This window comes from Gordonia sp. (in: high G+C Gram-positive bacteria), assembly GCF_052106715.1.
Classification (GTDB): domain Bacteria; phylum Actinomycetota; class Actinomycetes; order Mycobacteriales; family Mycobacteriaceae; genus Gordonia.
Window position 1 is genome coordinate 91,826 of record NZ_JBQEDL010000005.1, and the last position, 22,545, is coordinate 114,370.

The 22,545-nt window shown below is 66.6% G+C and carries 19 protein-coding genes; 9 read left to right on the plus strand and 10 right to left on the minus strand.

Annotated elements, in window-relative coordinates; translation table 11 throughout:
* The first annotated feature begins 51 nt into the window (after positions 1–51).
* From ACTIMF_RS04210 to ACTIMF_RS04220, 3 genes are all read left to right on the plus strand, one after another.
* Entirely contained in the window at positions 52–468 is a 417-nt protein-coding gene (locus ACTIMF_RS04210) for a hypothetical protein (RefSeq protein WP_442349023.1), read from the plus strand.
* Between the two features lie 6 nt (positions 469–474).
* Positions 475–1,638, plus strand: a complete 1,164-nt coding sequence (locus ACTIMF_RS04215) for an MAB_1171c family putative transporter (RefSeq protein WP_442349024.1) — start codon at positions 475–477, stop codon at positions 1,636–1,638.
* 95 nt (positions 1,639–1,733) lie between these two features.
* Positions 1,734–2,921, plus strand: coding sequence for an acyl-CoA dehydrogenase family protein (locus ACTIMF_RS04220; RefSeq protein WP_442349025.1), 1,188 nt, complete (start codon positions 1,734–1,736; stop codon positions 2,919–2,921).
* Here the strand turns inward: ACTIMF_RS04220 and ACTIMF_RS04225 are convergent.
* Genes ACTIMF_RS04225 through ACTIMF_RS04240 form a run of 4 tightly spaced genes read right to left on the minus strand, consistent with a single transcriptional unit; the run spans position 2,912 to position 8,179 of the window.
* A complete protein-coding gene (locus tag ACTIMF_RS04225; protein ID WP_442349026.1) occupies positions 2,912–4,579 on the minus strand; it encodes a dipeptide ABC transporter ATP-binding protein in 1,668 nt (555 codons plus the stop codon). The two genes, ACTIMF_RS04220 and ACTIMF_RS04225, sit on opposite strands and share 10 nt — an antisense overlap.
* Positions 4,576–5,454 carry an ABC transporter permease gene (locus tag ACTIMF_RS04230; RefSeq protein WP_442349027.1) on the minus strand — a complete coding sequence of 293 codons (879 nt, stop codon included), beginning with the start codon at positions 5,452–5,454 and terminating at the stop codon, positions 4,576–4,578. Before ACTIMF_RS04230 ends, ACTIMF_RS04225 begins: the two co-directional genes overlap by 4 nt.
* Positions 5,451–6,512, minus strand: a complete 1,062-nt coding sequence (locus tag ACTIMF_RS04235; RefSeq protein ID WP_442349028.1) for an ABC transporter permease — start codon at positions 6,510–6,512, stop codon at positions 5,451–5,453. Before ACTIMF_RS04235 ends, ACTIMF_RS04230 begins: the two co-directional genes overlap by 4 nt.
* On the minus strand, positions 6,509–8,179 hold the full coding sequence (locus tag ACTIMF_RS04240; protein WP_442349029.1) for an ABC transporter substrate-binding protein: 1,671 nt from the start codon (positions 8,177–8,179) through the stop codon (positions 6,509–6,511). The genes ACTIMF_RS04235 and ACTIMF_RS04240 overlap by 4 nt, the downstream gene beginning before the upstream one ends.
* A gap of 176 nt (positions 8,180–8,355) precedes the next feature.
* Here ACTIMF_RS04240 and ACTIMF_RS04245 point away from each other — a divergent pair, with 176 nt between their 5' ends.
* From ACTIMF_RS04245 to ACTIMF_RS04255, 3 genes are all read left to right on the plus strand, one after another.
* A complete protein-coding gene (locus ACTIMF_RS04245; RefSeq protein WP_442349030.1) occupies positions 8,356–9,723 on the plus strand; it encodes an LLM class flavin-dependent oxidoreductase in 1,368 nt (455 codons plus the stop codon).
* 156 nt (positions 9,724–9,879) lie between these two features.
* Positions 9,880–11,013 carry a MalY/PatB family protein gene (locus ACTIMF_RS04250; RefSeq protein WP_442349081.1) on the plus strand — a complete coding sequence of 378 codons (1,134 nt, stop codon included), beginning with the start codon at positions 9,880–9,882 and terminating at the stop codon, positions 11,011–11,013.
* Positions 11,010–11,861: a patatin-like phospholipase family protein gene (locus ACTIMF_RS04255; protein WP_442349031.1), complete on the plus strand. Its 852-nt coding sequence runs from the start codon at positions 11,010–11,012 to the stop codon at positions 11,859–11,861. Before ACTIMF_RS04250 ends, ACTIMF_RS04255 begins: the two co-directional genes overlap by 4 nt.
* 33 nt (positions 11,862–11,894) lie before the next feature.
* Here the strand turns inward: ACTIMF_RS04255 and ACTIMF_RS04260 are convergent, their stop codons facing one another.
* Positions 11,895–12,470: a hypothetical protein gene (locus ACTIMF_RS04260; RefSeq protein ID WP_442349032.1), complete on the minus strand. Its 576-nt coding sequence runs from the start codon at positions 12,468–12,470 to the stop codon at positions 11,895–11,897.
* A gap of 236 nt (positions 12,471–12,706) precedes the next feature.
* Here ACTIMF_RS04260 and ACTIMF_RS04265 point away from each other — a divergent pair, with 236 nt between their 5' ends.
* From ACTIMF_RS04265 to ACTIMF_RS04275, 3 genes are all read left to right on the plus strand, one after another.
* Complete coding sequence (locus tag ACTIMF_RS04265; protein ID WP_442349033.1) at positions 12,707–14,404, plus strand: fumarate hydratase; 1,698 nt, start codon at positions 12,707–12,709, stop codon at positions 14,402–14,404.
* A 229-nt stretch (positions 14,405–14,633) separates the two neighbouring features.
* Positions 14,634–16,100 carry an aldehyde dehydrogenase gene (locus tag ACTIMF_RS04270; protein WP_442349034.1) on the plus strand — a complete coding sequence of 489 codons (1,467 nt, stop codon included), beginning with the start codon at positions 14,634–14,636 and terminating at the stop codon, positions 16,098–16,100.
* A gap of 54 nt (positions 16,101–16,154) precedes the next feature.
* Entirely contained in the window at positions 16,155–17,279 is a 1,125-nt protein-coding gene (locus ACTIMF_RS04275; RefSeq protein ID WP_442349035.1) for an NAD(P)/FAD-dependent oxidoreductase, read from the plus strand.
* A gap of 14 nt (positions 17,280–17,293) precedes the next feature.
* On the opposite strand, the gene ACTIMF_RS04280 is transcribed toward ACTIMF_RS04275, so the two are convergent.
* The 5 genes from ACTIMF_RS04280 to ACTIMF_RS04300 form a co-directional block, all read right to left on the minus strand.
* Positions 17,294–18,703 carry a class II fumarate hydratase gene (locus ACTIMF_RS04280; protein ID WP_442349036.1) on the minus strand — a complete coding sequence of 470 codons (1,410 nt, stop codon included), beginning with the start codon at positions 18,701–18,703 and terminating at the stop codon, positions 17,294–17,296.
* Between the two features lie 73 nt (positions 18,704–18,776).
* On the minus strand, positions 18,777–19,733 hold the full coding sequence (locus ACTIMF_RS04285) for a siderophore-interacting protein (protein WP_442349037.1): 957 nt from the start codon (positions 19,731–19,733) through the stop codon (positions 18,777–18,779).
* Positions 19,723–20,523 carry an ABC transporter ATP-binding protein gene (locus ACTIMF_RS04290; protein ID WP_442349038.1) on the minus strand — a complete coding sequence of 267 codons (801 nt, stop codon included), beginning with the start codon at positions 20,521–20,523 and terminating at the stop codon, positions 19,723–19,725. The genes ACTIMF_RS04285 and ACTIMF_RS04290 overlap by 11 nt, the downstream gene beginning before the upstream one ends.
* Positions 20,520–21,551 (minus strand): FecCD family ABC transporter permease, encoded by a 1,032-nt coding sequence (locus tag ACTIMF_RS04295; protein WP_442349039.1) that lies wholly within the window; start codon positions 21,549–21,551, stop codon positions 20,520–20,522. Before ACTIMF_RS04295 ends, ACTIMF_RS04290 begins: the two co-directional genes overlap by 4 nt.
* Positions 21,548–22,537: a FecCD family ABC transporter permease gene (locus ACTIMF_RS04300; RefSeq protein WP_442349040.1), complete on the minus strand. Its 990-nt coding sequence runs from the start codon at positions 22,535–22,537 to the stop codon at positions 21,548–21,550. The genes ACTIMF_RS04295 and ACTIMF_RS04300 overlap by 4 nt, the downstream gene beginning before the upstream one ends.
* Positions 22,538–22,545 lie beyond the last annotated feature (8 nt).

Consider the following 22,545-nt stretch of genomic DNA (forward strand, 5'->3'; position numbering starts at 1 on the left):
CAGGCGTGCCGGCGAACGTTGACCGACGCCGGGTTGTGGCGGTGCTCGAGTGTGGACGAGATCTGCGAGAAGGTGAGCGCGCACATCGGAAGGCAGATCGTCATGTCGCCGATGCGGTTGGGACACCGCCACATGCACGGTCTACTGGTCCGCACCGACACCGTCGACTACATCGTCTACGAATCGGAGACCTCGCAATTCCATCGCGATCACATCGCATTGCATGAACTCAGCCACCAACTGTGCGGCCACCGAGGCCAGATCGGACGGGACGAGTCGACCAACGCGCTGGGGCGGTCGGCGGCCATCGACTCTCACTCCTCCGACGCCGACGAGGAGGAAGCCGAGCTGATGGCGTCGCTACTGGGGATGTTCATATCGGAGCCGGCCCGACCGACGCGGGCCGACGCGACGCCTGACCACAAGCTTCTCCAGGTGATGCGTTCGTTCGGGCTGCTGGAGGGATAGACCGACGTGCACGCAGACGTTACGACCGGATTCCTTCTACCCGCCGCGGCATGCTGGTTGAGTTCTCTGTACTGCCTCTCCTGGCAACGGGACCGCCCCCGAGATCCAGCGATCACCGCGATTCTGGCGGCCTTCATCGCACGCGGCATCGCCTCCCTCGCCGGCGCGCCGCACGTGTACCACGCGGTCAACCACTTCTCGTCGACGACGAACCTGGCGCGACTGTTGATCAACTCGACGATGATCGTATGGAGTGCACTGATCCTGACGGCGGTCGCGCATTGGAGCCTTCGACCCGAGCGGGCGAGGACGGTGATCCGCTACTGCCGACTGATCGTCCTCGCGGCGCTCGCGATCAGCGTCACACTGTGGTCGGTTCTCTCGGTGCCCGAGACGGCTCGCGGATTCTCGGACGAGCACGCGGGCGACAGTGGAGCGGCCGCCGCTCTGATGCTCGTGTACCACCTGATGGTTGCCGCCGCACTCATCGCGGTCGCGCTGTGCTGCATCCGGTTCGCGCGCCTGACGAGACTTACCGTCTTCCGGGTCGCCATGGCGACGACCGCGACCGGAGCCTGCTGCTATCTCTCGTTCACGGTGCACCGCGCGGTGTCCATCGCAGGAGATCGGGTCGGGTTGGATCTCCTCCACTCGTGGCCGGTCGCCAGTCCGATGATGACCGGGACCGGAACCGTGTTGATGATGATCGGTCTGACGATGCCGATGGTGGTCCCCGAAATAGTCCGTGTCCGCACCAAGTGGCGCGCGCGTCGCCTCTACCGGCGGCTCGAGCCTCTATGGCTCGACCTGCGACCGTTCGTGTCGACGACACACACCCCGGGCACGGGCATTCGAGATGTCAACTACCTCGTCTATCGCCGAATGGTCGACATCCGAGACGGGCTCCTCGCCCTGTCGCACCGTTTCCCCGACGAGACGACCGACATGCGGGAAGCGAACGGGAGCGCCGCCCGAGTGGCACAGCAAGTGCAGTACGCCCTCGACACGGCGGACTCTGTCACCGTCTCGACTGTGGCGGAACGGATGGATCGGAGCGGCCTCGTCCTCGCGGACCGGAACTGCGAAGAACAATGGCTCAGCACGCTGGCTCATGAGTACCGGCGCCTCCACGCCGCAGGCGGACGCCGCCGTCCAGTGGTACCCGTTTAACCCACGTCGCCTCAATGCCTTCACGGCTCCACATGGAGATCGTACGGTCGGGCTGCGGTTAAACCGTCTCGACCCGACCGATAAGGAGATCCCTCGTGACCAGCGTCGACAGCGTCGCCCCGACAGCCTTCTCCGAGATTCTCGCCGACCTGGCGCGTGGCGCGGTCGACCGTGAGATCGCAGACGTCAACCCGTTCGAGCAAGTCCGCGCCGTGGCCGCCGCGGGGTTCGGACGGCTCCGTCTGCCCGTCGAACGGGGCGGCGCCGGATCGAGTCTGCGCGAGTTGTTCGCGGCGATCATCGATGTCGCCGAAGCCGACCCGACTGTCGCCCACATCTACCGGACACATTTCTGGTTGACCGAGGACTTCCTGTCCGAGAGCGGGCCGACTGCCGACCGTCTCCTACGCCTCGTTGCCGACGGGAACGTCTTCGGCAACGCGACGAGTGAGCGAGGAGGACGTCCCGCGGGAAGTCAGGACTTCTCTACGACCCTCACCCAGGATGGCGACAGCTACCGTCTCAACGGGGAGAAGTTCTACACGACCGGAACGCTGTTCGCCGATTTCGTCTGCGTCTGGGCGGCCGATGGCGCGACCCCGACTGCGGTGGTTGTGCCCACCGATCGGGCGGGGGTACAGATCCTCGACGACTGGGACGGTTTCGGACAGCGGCGCACCGGGTCGGGGACGACACTGTTCACCGACGTACTCGTGCGCCCGGACGAGATCGTGCGGCGCGCCGACAGCGACCATCGCCCGCCTTCGACGCACGGTGCGTTCGTCCAGTTGTATCTGCACGCCATCGTCGCGGGCATTCTGCGCACTGTGGTGTCCGACGCCAAGGCCCTCGTCACTTCACGCACGCGCACCTTCTCGCACGCGAACTCCCCCGATCCCGTCGACGATCCGACTCTGCAGCAGGTGGTCGGCGAACTCGCGTCTTTTGCCTTCGTCGCCGAGGCCACCGTTCTCGTCGCGGCCGAGACGCTCGATGCGGCCGCCGACTCCGCGGTGCACGGTGTGCCGGACGCACGACTTGCTCACGAGGCCGCCGTGGCGGTGTCGAAGACGAAAGTCGTACTCGACGACCTCGGTACGCGCGCCGCAACCGTACTGTTCGAGGTCGGCGGCGCATCTGCGTCGAGCCGCGCCAAGGACCTCGACCGCCACTGGCGGAACATCCGGACCATCACCCTGCATAATCCAGCGAGGCTCAAAGCGCAGGCGGTCGGGGCGGACGTCCTCACCGGACGGCCGCTCCCGGCCAACGGCTACTTCTGATCGATCCGAGGTACGGCGGCCAACAACTCCCTCGTATATGCGTGGCGGGGACGCTCGAACACGTCATCCGCGCGCCCGTGCTCGACGACTTCGCCGTCACGCATCACCAGGATGTCGTCACTGATGTGGTGGATGACGCCGAGGTCGTGAGAGATGAACAGAAGGGCGAGGCCGCTCTCGGCCTGCAAGGTCGCCAGAAGATCGAGGATGCGCGCCTGGATCGAGACGTCGAGAGCTGAGACCGGTTCGTCACAGACGATCACCGACGGATTCGGCGCCAGCGCCCGCGCGATCGCGACGCGTTGCCGTTGCCCGCCCGACAGCCGCAGCGGGTGTCGAGTGCGGAAGCCGTCGGACAACCCTACGTGATCGAGCAGCCGTCCGATCCGTTCGTCGAGAGCCGCGCCGCGTACACCGGTACCGCGCAATGCATCGGCGACGATGTGCTCGACCGTCCACCGCGGATCGAATGAACTCAACGGATCCTGGTAGATGACCGATATATCCCTCCGACGAGACCGTCGCTCGGCGGCGGTCGACGCGCTCCACGGACGGCCGCCGAGTTCCACAGTCCCTGAGTCCGGTTCGGTCAATCCGAGGACCATGCGGGCGGTCGTCGTCTTGCCCGATCCCGATTCGCCGACGATGCCGAGAGTCTGGCCCGGCCGCAGGTCGAAACTCACTCCCCGCACCGCCGCCTTGCTCGTGGCGTTCTTGCCCGAGAATGACTTTCGCAGGTCGCGCACGCGGACAGCAGGAGGTGCGACGTTGTCGAGACTCCTCTCGGGCAGCCGGGCCCCGGTTGTGAGCAGCGTGCCTTTGGACGCACGTGACGGGACCGACGACAGCAGCCCCTCGGTGTACTCGTGCGTCGGCGCGGTCAGTATCTGCCGAGCGGGCCCGTACTCGACGATCTCCCCGGCACGCATCACGGCGACGGTGTCGGCGAGTCGACCGACGACCGCGAGGTCGTGCGAGATGAGAATCAGACCGTTGCCGCGCTGCTTGGCGTCGCCGAGCACGTCCAGGATCTGCGATTGCACAGTGGCGTCGAGAGCGGTCGTCGGTTCGTCAGCGATCAGAAGGCGAGGGTCGTTCGCGAGGCCTGATGCGATGAGCGCGCGCTGCCGGAGACCTCCGGACAGTTCGTGCGGACGTTGTCGCGCCCGCACATCGGGTTCGGGGACGCCGACAAGGTCGAGCAGGCCGACGACCTCTCCCGCCCGGTCGGCCCGCGCGGATCGACCGAGCCGTCGCCGTCTGTGCGTGTCCAACGACTCACCGATCTCGCGACCCACCGGGCGCAGCGGGTCGAGAGACACGAGCGCATCTTGGAGAACGAAACCGATCTCGCGGCCACGCAGGCTGCGCCACTGGCGGTCTCCCAGTCCCAAGAGTGATCGCCCGTCGAACTCGACTCTGCCTGCGGTGATCTCAGCGGCGTTTCCCGCCAGTCCGACGAGTGTGCGCGCCGTCACCGATTTGCCCGATCCCGACTCTCCGACGATCGCGAGGCACCGTCCTGGCTCGACGGTGAACGACACTCCTTTGACGACTTCGGTGCCGTTGAACGACACATGCAGATCGGAGACCTCGGCGAGAGGTCGGGCATCGGGTACCGATTGGGCGGCGGCCCTGGGATTGACATCGATACTCATCGGCGAGTTCCTTCCATTCGGGCGCCGAGGTGACGCCCCACGGTGGTGAAAGCGAGGGCGACGATCACGATGACGAGTCCCGGGAGGATCTCCAGCCACCAGGCGACCGTGATATACGTGCGGCCCGAGTCGAGAAGCGCTCCCCATTCCGCAGCGGGCGGCGGTACGCCGAGCCCAAGATAGGCGAGGCCAGACGCCCAGATGATCGATTGACCGACGCCGAGGGTCACCGTGACGATCAGCGGACGCAGCGAGTTCGGCGCGATGTGCTGCAACAGGATTCGAGTTCTCGAGTGTCCAAGCGCCGTGGCCGCCTCGACGTACGGTGCAGTCCGGACGGCGAGGACCTGGCCTCGGACTATGCGCGCGTAACCGGGCGCGATCCCGATGCCGACCGCGAAGATCAGCGTCGTCGCCCCTGGGCCGAAGACTGACACCAGCAGCAACCCGAGGAGGATCGTCGGGAAGGCGAACAGGACCTCTATCCACCGGTTGGCCAGCATGCCCGCGACCCGGCTGGACAGGCCTGCGACGATCCCCAGGGACACGGCGATGAGCGCCGCGACCGTGACCGCGCCGAACCCGATTCCGAGGGACTGCCGGGTCCCGGCGACGACTCGACTGAACAGATCGCGCCCGTTGAGGTCGGTGCCGAACGGGTGAGCGAGGCTCGGCGGGGCCAGGACCTCGTCCAAGTCGATCGCGAGCGGGTCCTGCGGTGCGAGCAGTGTCGGCGCGATGATCGCGACGAGCAGAAGGACGATGACGACGAGGGCGGCGGCGAGACCAGGCGGTATGCGAAGACTGCGGCGCTCGACCGCGGGAAGTGGATTCCGCGTTCGAAGGGCCTCCGGCAGGGAAACGGTGTCGGTCATGGAACCTCGATCCGTGGGTCGATGAGTGTGTACAGCGCGTCCACCACCAAGTTGGCGACGATGTAGACGACTGCCACGAAGATGACGATTCCGCTCACGAGTGGAACATCCCGAGCGGACGCCGCCGATACGAGCGTCTGACCGATTCCGGCGCGAGCGAACACGGTCTCGGCGATCACCGCACCGGAGAGCAGTGCTCCCAACGCCCACCCGGACACCGTGACCGCAGGCAGGATGGAATGACGCAGGACATGTCGTGCCCGCACTGCGACATCGCTGAGGCCACGGCTCCGTGCGGTCAAGACGAACGGCTGGTCGATTGCGCGCTCGAACTCGGCCCTCGTTGTCTGCCCGAGAAACCCGGCGAGTGGTATTGCCAAGGTCAAGACGGGAAGGATAAGTCCGGGTAGGCCCGACCCGCTCTCGACCGGGAACCACCCGGCCCCGATGGCGAAGACCACGAGCAGGATAGAGCCGACCCAGTACTGCGGCAATCCGGCGCTCACCGTCTCGATCAATGACCCGATGGCACCCCACACGCCACGTCGTCCCGCCGTCAGCGTGGTCAGAACAAGTACGAACAACCATGCGACGACGAGCGCGGAAACGGTGAGGATGAGGGTCGGCGCCACTTGTTCGGTGATGACCGACGTGACCGGCTCCTGGAGTTGGTAGGAGGTCCCCAAGTCTCCGCGAGCTATACCGCCGATGTAGCGCAGATACTGCTTCCACACCGAATCGTCGAATCCGTGCGCGGCGTTCACCGGCGCGAGTTCCTCCGGGGTCCGTTCTTTCGCGGTGCCCTCGGCGAGGTTCAGGAGCAGAGTTGCCCGGTCTCCTGGCGCGAAGGTCTGCAGCAGGAAGGTGATCGATGCGGCCACGAACAGCACGATGATCGCCGATGCCGCTTTCGCGAGCCAGCGGAGCACGCCTCGCGGACGATGGGACGAATACCCGGTGTCGCCAGATTCGGTGGATGCAGAAGTCGGTGATGGGCCGTGTCCCGAGTCGGCGATGGTCTCGCCGATGGCCTCGGCAAAGTTCTCGGCAAAGATCATCGGACGAACCTCGCATCGGCGAACACCGGTTCGCCTTGAGACTTCTCGATCCACACGTCGTGGAGCTCGGGGGATGCTGCGATGGATGTGGTCTGCGTGTACAGGCCGATTGTCAGTGCACGGTCGGAGATGATCCGCTGTGCCTGCCGGTACAGCTCGCGGCGGCGCGTCGCGTCGACCGATTCGTTCGCCGCCTCGATGACGCCCTGCAGGTGCGGGTCGTTGTAGAAGGCGGTGTTGTTCGGGTTCGGACTGTCTGGAAGCCGCTGGCGCCAGTTTATGTAGAGCAGCCCGGGCGTCGGGCTGGTCCAGTATCCGGCGTAAGCCTCGTACGTATCCGGTTCGTTGTATTGCCCGCCGAAGTAGGCGCTCTGGGTGGCCGGATCGAGGGTCAGGTCGAAACCGACGTCCTTCGCCTGGGCGGCGACAGTCTGCAGGACTGACGCACCCTCCGCCCCGATGACCGATCCCGCCGGGTACACGACACGAGCGGTGAGCCGCTGCCCGCGCTTGGTGCGGACACCGTCTGCGTCACGTCCCGTCCAACCCGCCTGGTCCAGGAACGCCGACGCTCGCGCCGTATCGTGCGGATAGTCGCCCGATTCGGGATCGTGATCAGGAGTGCTCTGGCTCAGCGCACCGTTCGCGTTATAGGGCACCACACCGAGGTAGGCGGTCTCGACGGCCCTGCGCGGGTCGGTCGCGAAAGCTAATGCCCGCCGAACTCGTTCGTCATCAAACGGAGCGTGGGAGACGTTGAGTGTCAGCGCATTCGGACGACCCGCCGTCACATACTGATCTGTCTGAAACTTCCTCGTCGCATCCGCCCAGTTGATCGCCGGAACGTTGTAGACGACGTCCGAGGAACCACTCGTCAGCGAGCCGTACCGGAGTACCGGGTCTTTGAGGAACTTCCAGATCACCTTGTCGACGTACGCAGGCCCCTGGTGCCTGGCGTTCGCCGGAGCCGAGTCGTAGTGCGGGTTCCGTACGAATGTGATGCTGCGGTTGCGGTCCCAGCGTTCGATGATGAACGGACCTGAACCGACTGGCTGCGCACAGTTGGCCTCAGCTCCGCGGGCGAGCGCCGTCGGCGACTGTATGCCGAAGTAGCCCTGCGTCAGCACGGTCAACAGCGGCTCGTAGGGAGACTTCAGATGCATGCGATACGTGTGATCGTCGAGTACCTCACCGGATTCGTAGTACTCACCGATGTAGGCGACCACCGTCCCATTCGGCTCCTCCGAATCGAGGTAACGGTCGAAATTCGTCTTGACGGCGGCCGCATCGAGTGGCGTACCGTCGGTGAACTCAACACCCGGCTTCAAGTGGAACGTATAGTCGCGGCGGTCCCCAGAGACGTCCCAACTCGTCGCCAGCCACGGGACGACCGATCCGTCGTCGGCCAGCGATACCAGATTGTCGAGGTACTGGCGTGCCAAGTACGCATTCTGCACCCACCCGCCGTGGATGCACGGCGGCTCCTGCTCGTGTCCGTATTCGATGACACCACCGGACACGTAGTCGCCGTCGGCGGGTGCGACGCCGCGCGACCGGCCGTCGCCCGACTCGGGGCCACTGCACGCGGACGACAACAGGCAGACCGCGAGACCGACGGCAACGGTCGTGACGACTCGGGTCGGCGGCCAGTGGACATGACGGGACACAGCATTCACTCCTCGGGGGCGGGCGGTCGGCCAACCGTAGAGACTCCCGATGCACCAGGTCACCGGTTAGCGTCGCCGTGCACGCAACGTCGCCTCGACGCGATGAAAGCGCGCATTTGACGTCACGGTGATCGCAACACGTTGTTCGCGGACTCGGTGGTCGTAACGTCGCCGCCATGCCTGAACCGCTGCGTTTCTCCGCCTTCGTGATGAACACGACCTCCCACATCCTGCATGGCGCATGGCGCGATCCCACCGCCCGTCAGACCGACTTCAACTCCCTGGAACACTGGATCGATCTAGCGAAACGTCTCGAGGAGGCACGTTTCGACTTCATCTTCTTCGCCGACGTCGTCGGCCTCTATGACGACTATCGGGGCGACTGGCGCAAATTCGTGGACACCGGGTTACAGATCCCGAGCAACGACCCTCTCGTCATAGCGTCCGCCCTGGCATCGCACACCAACGACCTCGGCATCGCGATCACGAGCTCGATCCTGCAAGAGCATCCGTTCGACTTCGCACGCAAGGTGTCGACACTCGACCACGCGTCGAAGGGCCGGGTCGCTTGGAACATCGTCACAAGTCTGTCGTCGAATGCGTGGCGCAACTTCGGGTACGACGGGATCACCGCGCATGACGACCGATACGCGTGGGCGGAGGAGTACGTCGACGTCGTCTACAAACTGTGGGAGGGGTCGTGGGACGAGGACGCACTCGTACAGGACAAGGCGAGCGGTATTCACGCCGACTTCGATCGAATCCACAAGATTCACCACGACGGCCAGCGGTACCGCGTCGAAGGTCCGCACCTGGTGGCTCCGTCGCCTCAGCGGACACCGGTCCTGTTTCAAGCCGGCTCCTCGCCGACGGGACGACGCTTCGCGGCCCGCAACGCGGAGGCACAGTTCATCCAGTCCCCGACCCCCGACGCGGCGCGTGCGTTGATCGACGACACACGACGGCTCACCGGGGCCGCCGGACGCGACCGCGACGACATCACCTTCTTCCAAGGCCTCTCGTTCGTCGTCGGCAGCACGGAAGCAGAGGCGGACCGCAAAGCGCGGGAGTTGGACGAGTTGATCGACCCGAACACGATCATCGCCCACTCGGCCGGTGGCCTCGGTACCGATCTTGGCTTCTACGATCTGGACACGCCCGTCGGAGACATCACCACCGAGGGCACACAGAGCACGCTGATCTGGCTAAGGGAAGCAGTCCCCGACCGCGAGCCCACCGTCCGCGACCTGGCAGAGTTGCGAAGCCGGAGCGGACGCATCGTCGGCACTCCCGAGCAGATCGCCGACCGGCTCGCCGAGTGGCGCGACGCCGGAGTGGGCGGCATCAACGTCATCAACGCGACGATCCCCGGCAGCTATGTCGAGTTCGCCGACCACGTCCTTCCAGTCCTCCGTCGGCGCGGCCTCGCCCAGGGCGAGTATTCACCCGGCACCACTCGCCGCAAACTGACTGGGCGCGACCGTCTCCCTGACACCCACCCGGCCGCGCGGTATCGGGGCGCATTCGCGGAGGTCGCCGTCTGAGGCGTTGTCTGCGCTGCCGGGACTACGCTGGCGACCATGGGGATCAGACCGGACACCGCGTCGACGTCGGCTCGCCCGCGAAGCCGGAGTGATTCGGCGACCGTCGACAACCCACTCGAACAGCTGACCGTCGACCAGTTGCGGCAGCGCACCAGCATGAAATGGCGCGCCTACCCGTCGGATGTCCTGCCGTTGTGGGTGGCCGAGATGGACGTCATGCCCGCCGATCCGATCGCCGCCACTGCGCGAGAGGCGCTCGACCGCGGCGACACCGGATACCCGGGCGGCGCACGCGAATACGCCGAGTCGCTCGCCGGCTTCGCTCGACGACGGTGGGGCTGGGACGGCGTGGACGTCGACACCGCACAGATCGTGCCGGATGTGATGCTCGGGATCGTCGAAGTCCTCAAACTGGTGACCCGACCAGGCGACACCGTCGTGGTCAACGCCCCCGTCTACCCGCCGTTCTTCGCATTCACCGCCCACGCCGATCGACGCGTCGCGAGCGCCCGCCTCGGACCGGACGGCCGAGTCGACTTCGCGGCGTTGGAGATCGCGTTCCGGGAGGCCCGCGCCGCGAGCACGACGCCTGCTTTCCTCCTGGCCAACCCACACAACCCGACGGGAGCCGTCCACACTGCCGACGAGTTGACCACCGTCGCCGCCCTCGCGAACGAGTACGGGGTACGGGTGATAGTCGACGAGATCCACGCTCCCCTCGTCCTGCCGGGTGCGAGGTTCACCCCGTATCTGTCGGTCGACGGTGCGCAGGACGCGTTCGTCGTCACCTCGGCGTCGAAGGCGTGGAATCTTCCAGGCATGAAGGCCGCGCTGGCGCTCGCGGGCCCGGCCGCGGTCGACGACCTGCGTCGGATGCCCGAGGAAGTCAGTCACGGACCGAGTCATTTCGGCGTGCTCGCCCACACCGCCGCCTACGCGGACGGCGAGCCGTGGCTCGACGCACTCCTGGGCGGGCTCGCGGCCAACCGCGATCTCGTCGGACGTCTTGTGGCCGAGTACCTTCCGGGCGCAGGCTATGCCCCGCCGGATGGCACCTACCTGGCGTGGCTGGACTGTCGCCCGCTCGGGTTCGACGGCGGCGACGCGACGCCCGGCGCCGTCTCCGATCTCGCCGGACCCGCAAAAGCGTTTCTCGACCAGACTCGGGTGGCCCTCAGTTCGGGTCATGCGTTCGGTCCGGGCGGTGGCGGGCACGTGCGCGTCAATTTCGCGACGTCGCAGGCAGTCTTGACCGAAGCGTTCACCCGGATGAGCCGAGTACGGCCGTGACCACCGCGTTCGTGTTGTCCGGCGGGGCGAATCTCGGCGCGTTCCAGGTCGGCATGCTGCGCGCGCTCACCGAACACGACGTAGCTCCCGACCTGTTGATCGGCGCATCCGTCGGCGCGTTCAACGCCGGCTTCCTCGCCGGACGTGGAGTCGATACGGACACCGTCGACGAGCTCGCCGACGTCTGGCGCCCGCTGTCGGCATGGAAGCTGTTTCGACCCAACCCGCTACGCATCGTCGGCGCCCTGACCGGGCACCGCCCGTCTCTCGTCGGCGACCGCGGGTTGCGCGCGCTACTTGACCGCAATCTGACGTTCGATGACGTCGCCGAGGCTCGGATTCCGCTCCGCGTGGTCGCCACCGACCTCCTCACCGGATCCGAGGTCGGGATCGACGCCGGTCCCGCAACCGAGGCGATCCTCGCGAGTGCTGCGATCCCCGGCCTCCTGCCGCCGGTCACGTGGGACGGACGCAAACTCATCGACGGCGGCATCGCCGACAACACACCGATCTCCGATGCGGTCGACGCGGGCGCCGACAGCATCTACGTCCTGCCCTGCGGGTATCAGTGCGGCGACGTCGACCCGCCCGCGAGCGTCGCCGAGACGCTCCTGCACACGACGACGCTGTTGATTCACAAGCGACTCATCCGCGACGTCCGCGAATACACGGCGGCAGCGGAACTCGTGGTCCTCCCGCCGCCCTGCCCCGTGACCGTCGGCGCCCTGGACTTCGGTCACGCCGACATGCTGATGACTCAGGCGTACGACGCCGCGTCGGCCTTCCTCGACATGGACGGCGGACGACGCGATCACCCCGCCGACCACATCGAGATGTCGGCGGGGTGATCGAGTCGCCCGAGTTCCGCGTGCGCTCGGGTGCTATTTTCCGATGTTCACCTTCTCGTCAGGGGTGATCTCGCTCCCTTGATCCTTGGACTGCGTCATCACCGACGAGATGTCGCCGTTGAGAGAGTCGATCTCGCCGAGATCGCCCTTGCGCGCACTCTTCACGGCGTCGGACACCTTGTCGGAGATGGACTTCATCGGTTTGACGATCGACTTGCACAGCGTCGGGTTGGCTTTCGCGTCCTCGGAGGCGAGGCGAACCTGCCGTTTGACGAACAACGCCGCCGCGCCGGCCTTCACGAACGCCTTCACGCGCCCGTCGGCGCCCTTCTTGAAGGTTCCTGCCTTGGCGGGCTTGTAGATCCACCGGTGAAAGGCGCCGAATCCTGCGCCGGCATGCCACGTGAACTTCGTCTTCGCGAACTTGATGGTGTTCTTCTCCGGGCACGAGAACTCTCCCGAGGCGTTCTCCGACTGCGAATTGGCTCCTGAATTGTCAGCAGCCGTACTGGATTCGGAGTCGTTTCCCTTGCAGCCTCCGGCCACGAGGACGATCACGATCGCCATCATCGCCGTGAGAACTCGAAGTACCTGTCGTTGTGTTCGCATGATTTCTATCCATCGTTCGCCGGTCAGTACCCGGTCCATGGTGACCCCTCCGGCAAGCGATCTCACGGTGGGTGAAGAAGGTCAGTAATAGGTGTTTGGGCGTCATTCTCCGGTGCGTCGTGCATGCCCGTCGACCACCGTCCTCGTCTGCACAGCACCCGGACGAGCGGTCCGACGCTTTTCAGAAGGGCAGCCTTACCAGCGGTGACAGATCCAGACGAACTAACGTGCAGGCTGTGAGTGAGTCTGCAGCCCCCGAATTCCTCTACTCCGACCTCCTCCCGGCCGACCAAGACGACACCCCGTATCGTCTGGTCACCACCGAGGGCGTCTCGACGTTCGAAGTGGAGGGCCAGAAGTTCCTGAAGGTCGACCCCACTGCGATCGAGAAGCTGACCTCAGAGGCGATGCACGACATCAGCCACTACCTGCGTCCGGCGCACCTGCAGCAACTCCGCAAGATCATCGACGACCCGGAGGCGTCCGGCAACGATCGCTTCGTCGCCCTCGACCTCCTCAAGAACGTGAACATCTCGGCGGGCGGCGTGCTCCCGATGTGCCAGGACACCGGCACCGCGATCGTGATGGGCAAGAAGAGCGAAGGCGTTCTGACCGGAACGGACGACGGCGAGTGGGTCTCGCGCGGCGTGTACGACGCGTACACCAAACTCAACCTGCGGTACTCGCAGAACGCCCCGATCACCGTCTACGAAGAGCGCAACACCGGGACCAACCTGCCCGCGCAGGTCGAGATCTATGCGACCGAGCAGGGGCCGAAGGGACCGGAGTACAAGTTCCTGTTCATGGCCAAGGGCGGCGGCTCGGCCAACAAATCGTTCCTGTTCCAGGAGACCAAGGCGATTCTCAATCCGAAGCGCCTGCTGGAGTACCTCGACGAGAAGATTCGATCTCTCGGCACTGCTGCGTGCCCGCCGTACCACCTCGCCGTGGTCATCGGCGGTACGTCGGCCGAGTTCGCGTTGAAGACCGCCAAGCTGGCGTCGGCCCACTACCTCGACAATCTGCCGACCGAGGGCGACATGTCCGGCCACGGCTTCCGCGACCCGGACCTCGAGGAGGAGATCTTCAAGCTGACCCAGTCGTTCGGCATCGGCGCGCAGTTCGGCGGCAAGTACTTCTGCCACGACGTCCGCGCCGTCCGTCTCCCGCGGCACGGTGCGTCCCTGCCGGTCGCGATCGCGGTCTCCTGTTCGGCCGACCGCCAGGCGCTCGGCAAGATCACCGCCGACGGCGTCTTCCTCGAGCAGCTCGAGACCGACCCCGCGCAGTACATGCCGGATGCCGGCGTCGCCGAAGACATCGCGGGCGGGGAGGTTGTCGAGATCGACTTGACCCGGCCGATGCCGGAGATCCTCGAAGAGCTCTCGAAGCATCCCGTCAAGACCCGTCTGTCGTTGACGGGTCCGCTGGTGGTGGCTCGCGACATCGCGCACGCCAAGATCAAGGAACGCCTCGACGCAGGCGAGCCGATGCCCGAGTACTTGAAGAACCATCCCGTCTACTACGCGGGTCCGGCGAAGACGCCGGAAGGCATGCCGTCCGGTTCGTTCGGTCCCACGACCGCGGGCCGCATGGACAGCTACGTCGAACAGTTCCAAGCCGCGGGCGGATCGATGGTGATGCTCGCCAAAGGCAACCGCTCCAAGCAGGTCACCAACGCGTGCGACGCCCACGGCGGGTTCTACCTCGGGTCGATCGGCGGCCCGGCGGCCCGCCTCGCACTGGACTGCATCAAGAGCCAGGAAGTCATCGAATACCCGGAGCTCGGCATGGAAGCCGTGTGGAAGATCGACGTCGAGAACTTCCCCGCCTTCATCGTCGTCGACGACAAGGGCAACGACTTCTTCACCGACCCGTCCGGCACCGTCAACGTGCCGATCAGCGGCGTCCGGGTGCGCTCCAAGGAGCGCTAGACGCCTTTCGCTCACTCCAGCGACGTTCGCTCCCCTCCCGAGGGGAGCGAACGTCGTTTTCGTGAGCGGGACGGTGATGCGGGCGCTGGAGCTAGCGGCGGTGGATGACACGGTTGGCGACCTCCCCACCACCCGACTGTCTGGAATCTGGACAGTTGGGTCGAAGGTTTCGGTGTGAGGATCAATTCACCGACGTAAGTGACCGCAATCACCTCAGGAGTGACCCGATATGACCGACACCCTCATCCCCGCCGAAGGCCTGACCTACGACCAGCTGTTCATCGGCGGGCAGTGGGTCGCCCCGCAGGGCAATGACCGCATCGACGTCGTCTCCCCGAACACCGGGCAGCAGATCGGCAGTGTCCCGGACGGCGTGAACGCCGACATCGACGCCGCGGTGGCGGCCGCTCGCACTGCGTTCGACGATCCGTCGACCTGGTCCGGTCTGGACCCCGCGACCCGCGCCGGACACCTGCGCAGGTTCGCCGACGAACTCGACGCCCGCAAAGATCGGCTCGCCGGACTCGTCTCGGCACAGAACGGTATGCCCGTCACGGTCGCCGGCCAGCTCGAAGCCGTGTACCCGGCGACGCTGCTCCGCTACTACGCGGACCTCATCGAGGGTCAGGGCGACGACGTGCGCGAGGGCATGTTCGGCGGCACCGTCGAGGTGCAACGCTCGCCGATCGGAGTGATCGGCGCGATCGTGCCGTGGAACTTCCCGCAGACGCTGGCCGCGTTCAAGTTCGCGCCCGCACTGGCCGCGGGCTGCACGATGGTGATCAAACCGTCGCCGGAGACCGTCCTCGACTCGTACGTCCTCGCCGAAGCCGCCCAGGCCGCGGGCCTGCCCTCAGGCGTCATCAACATCGTTCCCGCAGGTCGCGAAGCCGGTGCTCACCTCGTCTCGCATCCGGCCATCGACAAGGTCGCCTTCACCGGATCCACTGCAGCAGGTATGTCGATCGCCGAGACCTGCGGCAGGCTGCTGCGGCCGGTCACTCTCGAACTCGGCGGCAAGTCGGCAACCATCGTGCTCGACGACGCCGAACTCGACCTCGAGACGATCGGCAACGACCTGTTCGTCGCGACGCTCGCCAACAACGGGCAGACCTGCTTCCTCGGTACCCGCGTCCTCGCCCCGCGGTCACGCTACGACGAGGTCGTCGACACGTTGACCGCGTTCGCGTCCTCGATGGCGATCGGCGACTCCCTCGACCCGACCACCCAGATCGGTCCGATGGCCACGTCGCGCCACCGCGACCGAGTCGAGTCGTACATCGCCAAGGGCCGCGCAGACGGCGGCCGCATCACCACCGGCGGCGGCCGTCCCGCCGACCGCGAGAACGGCTGGTTCGTGCAGCCGACGGTCTTCGCCGACGTCGACAACACCGCGACCATCTCACGCGAAGAGATCTTCGGCCCCGTCCTGTCGGTGATCGGCTACAACGACGACGCGGACGCCGTGTCGATCGCCAACGACTCCGACTACGGCCTCGGCGGCACCGTCTGGAGTTCGGACCCCGACCGGGCACGCGCCGTCGCCGCCGGAGTACGGACCGGAACCATCGGGATCAACCGCTACATCCCCGACCCGATCGCGCCCTTCGGCGGCGTCAAGCACAGTGGCATGGGCCGCGAGCTCGGCCCAGAAGGTCTCGCCGCCTACCAGAACCTCAAGTCGGTCTATCGCTGAGAGGGCTCGCCCCGCGAGCGGAGCTCTCCTACCCTGGGACCAGGAGGTGAGTCCGTGCCTGGAACATTCGACGTCATCGTGATCGGCGGCGGGATCGCCGGAGTATCCATCGGCTACGAGCTGGCCGCCGACCAGCGCATCTGCCTCCTCGAGCAGGAGAGCACGCTCGCGTTCCACACCACTGGACGGTCGGCCGCGCTCTACCTGGAGACGTTCGGCAACGCCACGGTACGCACCCTCACCAGCGCAAGCCGCGCGTTCCTCACCGATCCTTGCGCCGACTTCGACGGCCCGATCCTCACCCCGCGCCCCTATCTCGTATTCGCGAGACAGGGGCGCGGCGACGCGCTCACCGGATTCTGCGACGAGGTCCGACGCCAGGTGCCCGCCGTCGAGATGCTGTCGGCCGACGATGCAATCGGACTCGCGCCGTACCTGCGTCGCGATGCGATCGCGGCTGCACTGGTCGACCCGACTTCCATGGAGATCGACGTGCACGCCCTGCACCAGGGATACGTCCGAGGACTCCGCCAGCGCGGCGGCAAGATCCGTACGCGTGCTGCGGTCACCGCTCTCGACCGAGCCGACGGAGTGTGGACTGCGACTCTCGCCGACGGCGAGACGGTGAGCGCGCCGGTCGTCGTCGACGCCGCCGGTGCGTGGGCCGACAGCATCGCCGAACTCGCAGGCGCCGCGGCGACGGATCTGAGCCCGAAGATCCGGACGATCTTCGCGGTCGACGCGCCCGACTCACTGACGACGTCGACGCTGCCCGTCGTCGACGACCTCGACAACACCTTCTACCTCAAACCCGAGGCCAACGGCCTGCTGTGTTCGCCCGCCGACGAGACGCCGAGTCATCCGCACGACGTCCGTCCGAGCGATCTGGACATCGCCCGTGCCATCGAGTCGGTCAACGAGGTGACCGATCTGGGTCTGCGACACGTCCGCTCGTCGTGGGCGGGCCTGCGCACCTTCGCGCCGGACCGCTCGCCGGTCGTCGGCTTCGATCCCGGCGTCGACGGCTTCTTCTGGTTCGCAGGCCAAGGCGGCTACGGCATCCAGATGGCCGACGGCCTGGCCCGGACCGGCGCAGCGATCTTCCGCGGCCAGACGATGCCGAGCGAGGTCGCCGCAGGCGGGGTGCGGCCCGCCGACCTCGCGCCGGACCGGTTCTGAACACCGGCAGGTGGCTACCGCTTCCGGTCGACGTTCGCCATCTTGAGCACGTCGAGACGCCGGTCCAGTTCCTCTTCGGAGAGTTTGTCGCCGATCAGGCCGCGGTCGATGACCGTCTGACGGATCGTCGTCCCCTCGCGCAGCGCCTGCTTGGCAACCGCTGCGGCCTCCTCGTAGCCGATGGCCGAGTTCAGCGGCGTCACGATCGACGGCGACGACTCCGCCAACGTCCGCAGCCGCTCCTCATGCGCCTGTAGTCCTTCGATACAGCGGGCGGCGAACAGACGCGACACATTCGCGAGCAACTTCACCGATTCGAGGACGTTGCGGGCCATCATCGGGATGTAGACGTTCAACTCGAACGCGCCGTTGCCGCCGCCCCAGGTGACCGCGGCGTCGTTGCCGATGACCTGGGCTGCAACCTGTGTAACCGCCTCGGGCAGAACAGGATTGACCTTGCCCGGCATGATCGAGCTGCCGGGCTGCAGGTCCGGGAGGGCGATCTCGCCGAGACCGGTCAACGGACCCGACCCCATCCAGCGGACGTCGTTGGCGATCTTGGTCAGCGACACCGCGATCGTCTTCAACTGCCCCGACAGCTCGACGAGACCGTCGCGCGCGGCCTGCGCCTCGAAGTTGTCGGTGGCGAGACTCAGTTCGTCCACACCGGTCAACGCCACGAGCTCGGCGACGACGCGCGAGCCGAAGCCCTCCGGCGCGTTGAGTCCGGTGCCGACCGCGGTCCCGCCGATCGGGAGCTCGCCAACGCGTGGCAGCGTCGACTGCAGTCGTTCGATGCCGGCTTGAACCTGGCGCGCGTATCCGCCGAACTCCTGTCCGAGGGTCACCGGCACCGCATCCATCAGGTGCGTACGGCCCGACTTCACAACGGACTCCCACTCGGTGGCCTTCGCGGTGAGCGTCTCGTGCAGACGCGCCAACGACGGAACGAGTTCACGGACGACGGCCTCCGTGGCGGCGACGTGCGTCGCCGTCGGGAACGTGTCGTTGGAGCTCTGCGACATGTTCACGTCGTCGTTCGGGTGGACGTCGGTGCCGGCCTTCGCGGCGATCGACGCGATCACCTCGTTGGCGTTCATGTTCGAGCTGGTGCCCGACCCGGTCTGGAAGACGTCGATCGGGAACTGGTCGTCGTGCTCGCCGTCAGCGATCTCCCGAGCCGCCGAGACGATCGCGTCGGCCTTCCCCGCGTCGAGCAGCCCGAGGTCTTTGTTGACCGTAGCGGTGGCAGCCTTCAACAGTCCAAGCGCACGGATCTGAGTCCGCTCGAGGGGACGGAAGCTGATCGGGAAGTTCTCGACGGCGCGCTGCGTCTGCGCCCGCCACAGCGCGGCTGCGGGCACCCGCACCTCGCCCATCGTGTCGTGTTCGATCCGGTACTCGATGTCAGCGTTGTCAGCCATAATCAGTGTCAACCTCTCGTGTGGTGTTCGTGTTCCCGGGGGTCTCGACTCCGCTCGACCAGCGGCAGAAGCGCTAGGCCTTCATCGCGACGCCGTGGCGCCAGTACCCCATGAAGGCGACCTGGGAGCGGGCGATGCCCAACTCCTTCACCAGGTGGCGGCGCAGACCGGTGACGACCTTGCTCTCGCCTGCAATCCAGTAGTACCGGTCCGCGGGCGCCGGGTCCGGAGCGATGTCTTCGCCCAAGTTCGAGTAGATCGGCGTCTCCCACACCATCGGCTCGTCGGGGTCCTCGTCGACATCGGAGACGTCCTGGGTCGACGCGGTGGCCCCGAGATGGTCGAGGACCGCCGGACGCAGGCGTGCGCCGTGGTCCGCGCCGTCGCGCGCCAGCCAGTGCACGCTGACGCCTGCGGGAGCGGCGAACGGCAGCACATCGTCGCCCGTCGGGATCTCGATGAAGGCGGTGCCTCGCAGGTCGGCGGGTGCGTCTTCGAGGATCCGCGCGATCGCGGGCGCAGCCGTCTCATCGCCGGCCAGCAGCACCGACTCCGCGGCACCGGGGGCGTATTCCAAGCCGCCGCCGTCAAAGCGACCGCGGCGCGGCGCGACCACCATCACCTCGTCGCCCTCGCTCGCACGGGATGCCCACGATGACGCCGGCCCGGTCGCGCCCGGCATCATGTGCAGGACGAAGTCGACGACCAGCTCGGTCGTTCCGTCGTCGCCGACCCGTACGTCGCGGACCGAATACGTGCGCATTGCGCCGCGATCGGCCTCGGGGATCGCCGTCCACCGCTGATACCAGTCGTTCCCGGCCGCCAGTTCCGGGAGGACCCCCGACTCGGGCGGAAATATCACCTTGATCCGCTGGTCGAACGTGTGCCCGGGATTGCCGAGTCCGTCGACGTCCTCACCGACGAGTGTGATGCGCACGAAGTTCGGCGAGACCGGTTCGACGAGCGATACTCTCGCGCGCGCCACCGCATACGGGTTCTCTTCGGCTACGGCTTGATTATCAACGGACATGATGCCTCCCTATCGGCATGACGGCGGGTTTCCCCGACACTGGATCTCGGAGAATCTGACTCTTGAGACCGAACACCTCGTCGACGAGGTCCACGGTCATCACTTCTTCTGGTGTTCCGGTCGCGTGAATGGCGCCGTCCCGCATCGCGACCAGACGATCGGAGTAGCGGGCGGCGAGGTTGAGGTCGTGCAGCACCATGACGATCGTGGTGTCGCGCCGCTTCCGCAGATCGGTGAGCAGGTCGAGCACCTCTACTTGGTGGGCGAGGTCGAGGAATGTCGTCGGCTCGTCGAGCAGAAGGATGTCGGTCTCCTGGGCGAGAGCCATCGCGATCCACGCACGCTGACGCTGCCCGCCCGACAGTTCGTCTACCGAACGGTCGGCGAGGTCGGCGGTCCCGGTGGCGTCCAACGCATCGGCGACGGCCTCGTAGTCATGTGCGCTCCACGGAGCGAGAATCCGTTGGTGCGGGTGTCGACCACGTCCGACCAGATCGGCGACGGTGATCCCCTCGGGCGCGACCGGGCTCTGCGGAAGCAGTCCGAGGATCCGCGCCACCTCACGCGAACGACGTGAGGAGATGTCGGCGCCGTCGAGCACCACCTGGCCCGACACCGGCGACAGCAGTCGGGCGAGCGCTCGCAACAGCGTCGATTTGCCGCATCCGTTGGCGCCGACGATCGAGGTGATCTGCCCCTGCGCAACCTGCAGATCGAGTTCGGAGACGATGACCCGATCGCCGTAGGCGAGGCGGATCCGCTCGGCAGACAGCTGGTGGTGGACGGTCACAGAGTTCCTCCCGACCGGTTGACGCGGATGAGCAGATAGATCAGGAACGGCGCGCCGAGCACACCCGTCACGACACCGACCGGGTAGCGGTGCGGCAACGCGAACTGGGCGACGAGGTCCGCGGACATCACCAAGAGTGCACCGACCAGCCCCGCGGGCAACAGCATGGACCCGCCCACACGGGTGAACAGCCGCATCGCGATCGGGCCGGACATGAATGCAACGAACGAGATCGGGCCCGACCCGGCAGTCGCGAACGCGAGGAGTAGGACCGCTCCGAGCAGCAGGAAGATCCGGGTCCGTTCCACGCCGACGCCCATACCCGCGGCGGTGTCGTCGCCCAAGCGGAGAACGCCCATGTCGCGGGACTGCAGCAACATGAGTGGAACGACGACCACGGCGACGACCAGCATCGGAACGACTTTGTCCCACGACGGCTCGGCGAGCGAACCGGTGATCCACCGCAACGCGTTAGCGATGTCCCAGTCGGCCGCACGTGCCAGCACGTACGAGACGACACTCGAGAGCATCGCGGCGACACCAATGCCGATCAGAATCAGTCGCGTCGCCGAGAATCCGCTGTTCATCGACAGTCCGTACACCGCAGATGCGGCGATGAGGGCGCCGATGAGGGCGACTATCGAGACCGCGGTGCCGGTGAGCCCGAAGATCACGATTCCGACCACGGCGGCCGCCGACGCACCCCACGAGATCCCGATGATGTCGGGTGACGCGAGCGGGTTGCGCAGGAGCGTCTGGAACGTGACGCCTGCCAGACCGAACGCTAAGCCCGACGACAACGCCAGGCAGGCTCGCGGCAGACGCAGCTCGCCGACGGTGAACGATGCACCCGGCACGGTATCGCCTGCGATCACCCGGAACACGTCGGCGAGCGGGTAGAACCGCTGGCCCACCATCAGCGACAGGAAGAACACGACCACGACGAGCGCAATGAGGACGGCCAGGATCGCGGCGCGACGTCGAGCGCGCGACACACGGCTCGCTTTGACGGTCTCGATGGTCGTCACAGTTCACGCACCTTCTGCCGACGGACGATCCAGATGAAGAACGGCGCGCCGATGATCGCGGTCACCACCCCGACGTCGACCTCCTCCGGCCGCACTATGAGTCGTCCCACCACGTCCGCGATCACCAGGAGCGCTGCGCCCACCAGCGCCGAGAACGGCAGCAGCCAGCGATGGTCGGTCCCGATCACCGCACGGCAGGCGTGAGGGACGATGAGTCCGACGAATGCGATCGGACCGGCGACGGCGGTCGCCGCGCCCGCCAGGACCACCGCGGAGACGCCGGTCAGGATTCGCGTGCGGCCGACGTTCTCGCCCAGGCCGGTCGCGACGTCGTCACCGAGCGCCAACGAGTTCATGCCACGCGAGCAGGCGAACGCGAGGAGCGCCCCGGCCGCTAGCACCGGCGACACGACCGCGATCCGGTGCCAGTCGATGCCGCCGACGCCGCCGACCTGCCAGTGCTGGAACCGTGTCATCACATCGACGCGTGGCATCAGGACCGCACTGATCAAGCAGGTCAGCGCGGCCGCCGTCGCTGCACCCGACAAGGCGAGCTTGAGCGGAGTCGCGCCGCCTCGACCCATCGAGCCGATCGCGTAGACGAACACCGCGGTGATCGCGGCGCCCGCGATTGCGAGGGCGATGTACGAGTACGGGTCGGTCATGCCGAAGAAGACCATCCCGCAGACAACGGCCAGGGACGCACCGCCGGAGACGCCGAGGATGCCGGGGTCGGCGACCGGGTTGCGGGTCACGGCTTGCATGCCGGTGCCCGATACGGCGAGGGCTGCTCCGACGATCATCGCGAGCACGGTGCGCGGGATCCGCTTTTCGACGGCGGCGGCACCGAACGTGTCGGCGTCGCCGAACAGCCCGCTCGCGATGTCGCCGAATGCGACGTCGCGGGCGCCGAGCGCGATCGACACGCAGAAGAGCGCGACGATCGCCACGGCGCCCGCGAGAAGCCAGGCGATGCGACGGGGCACGATGCGAG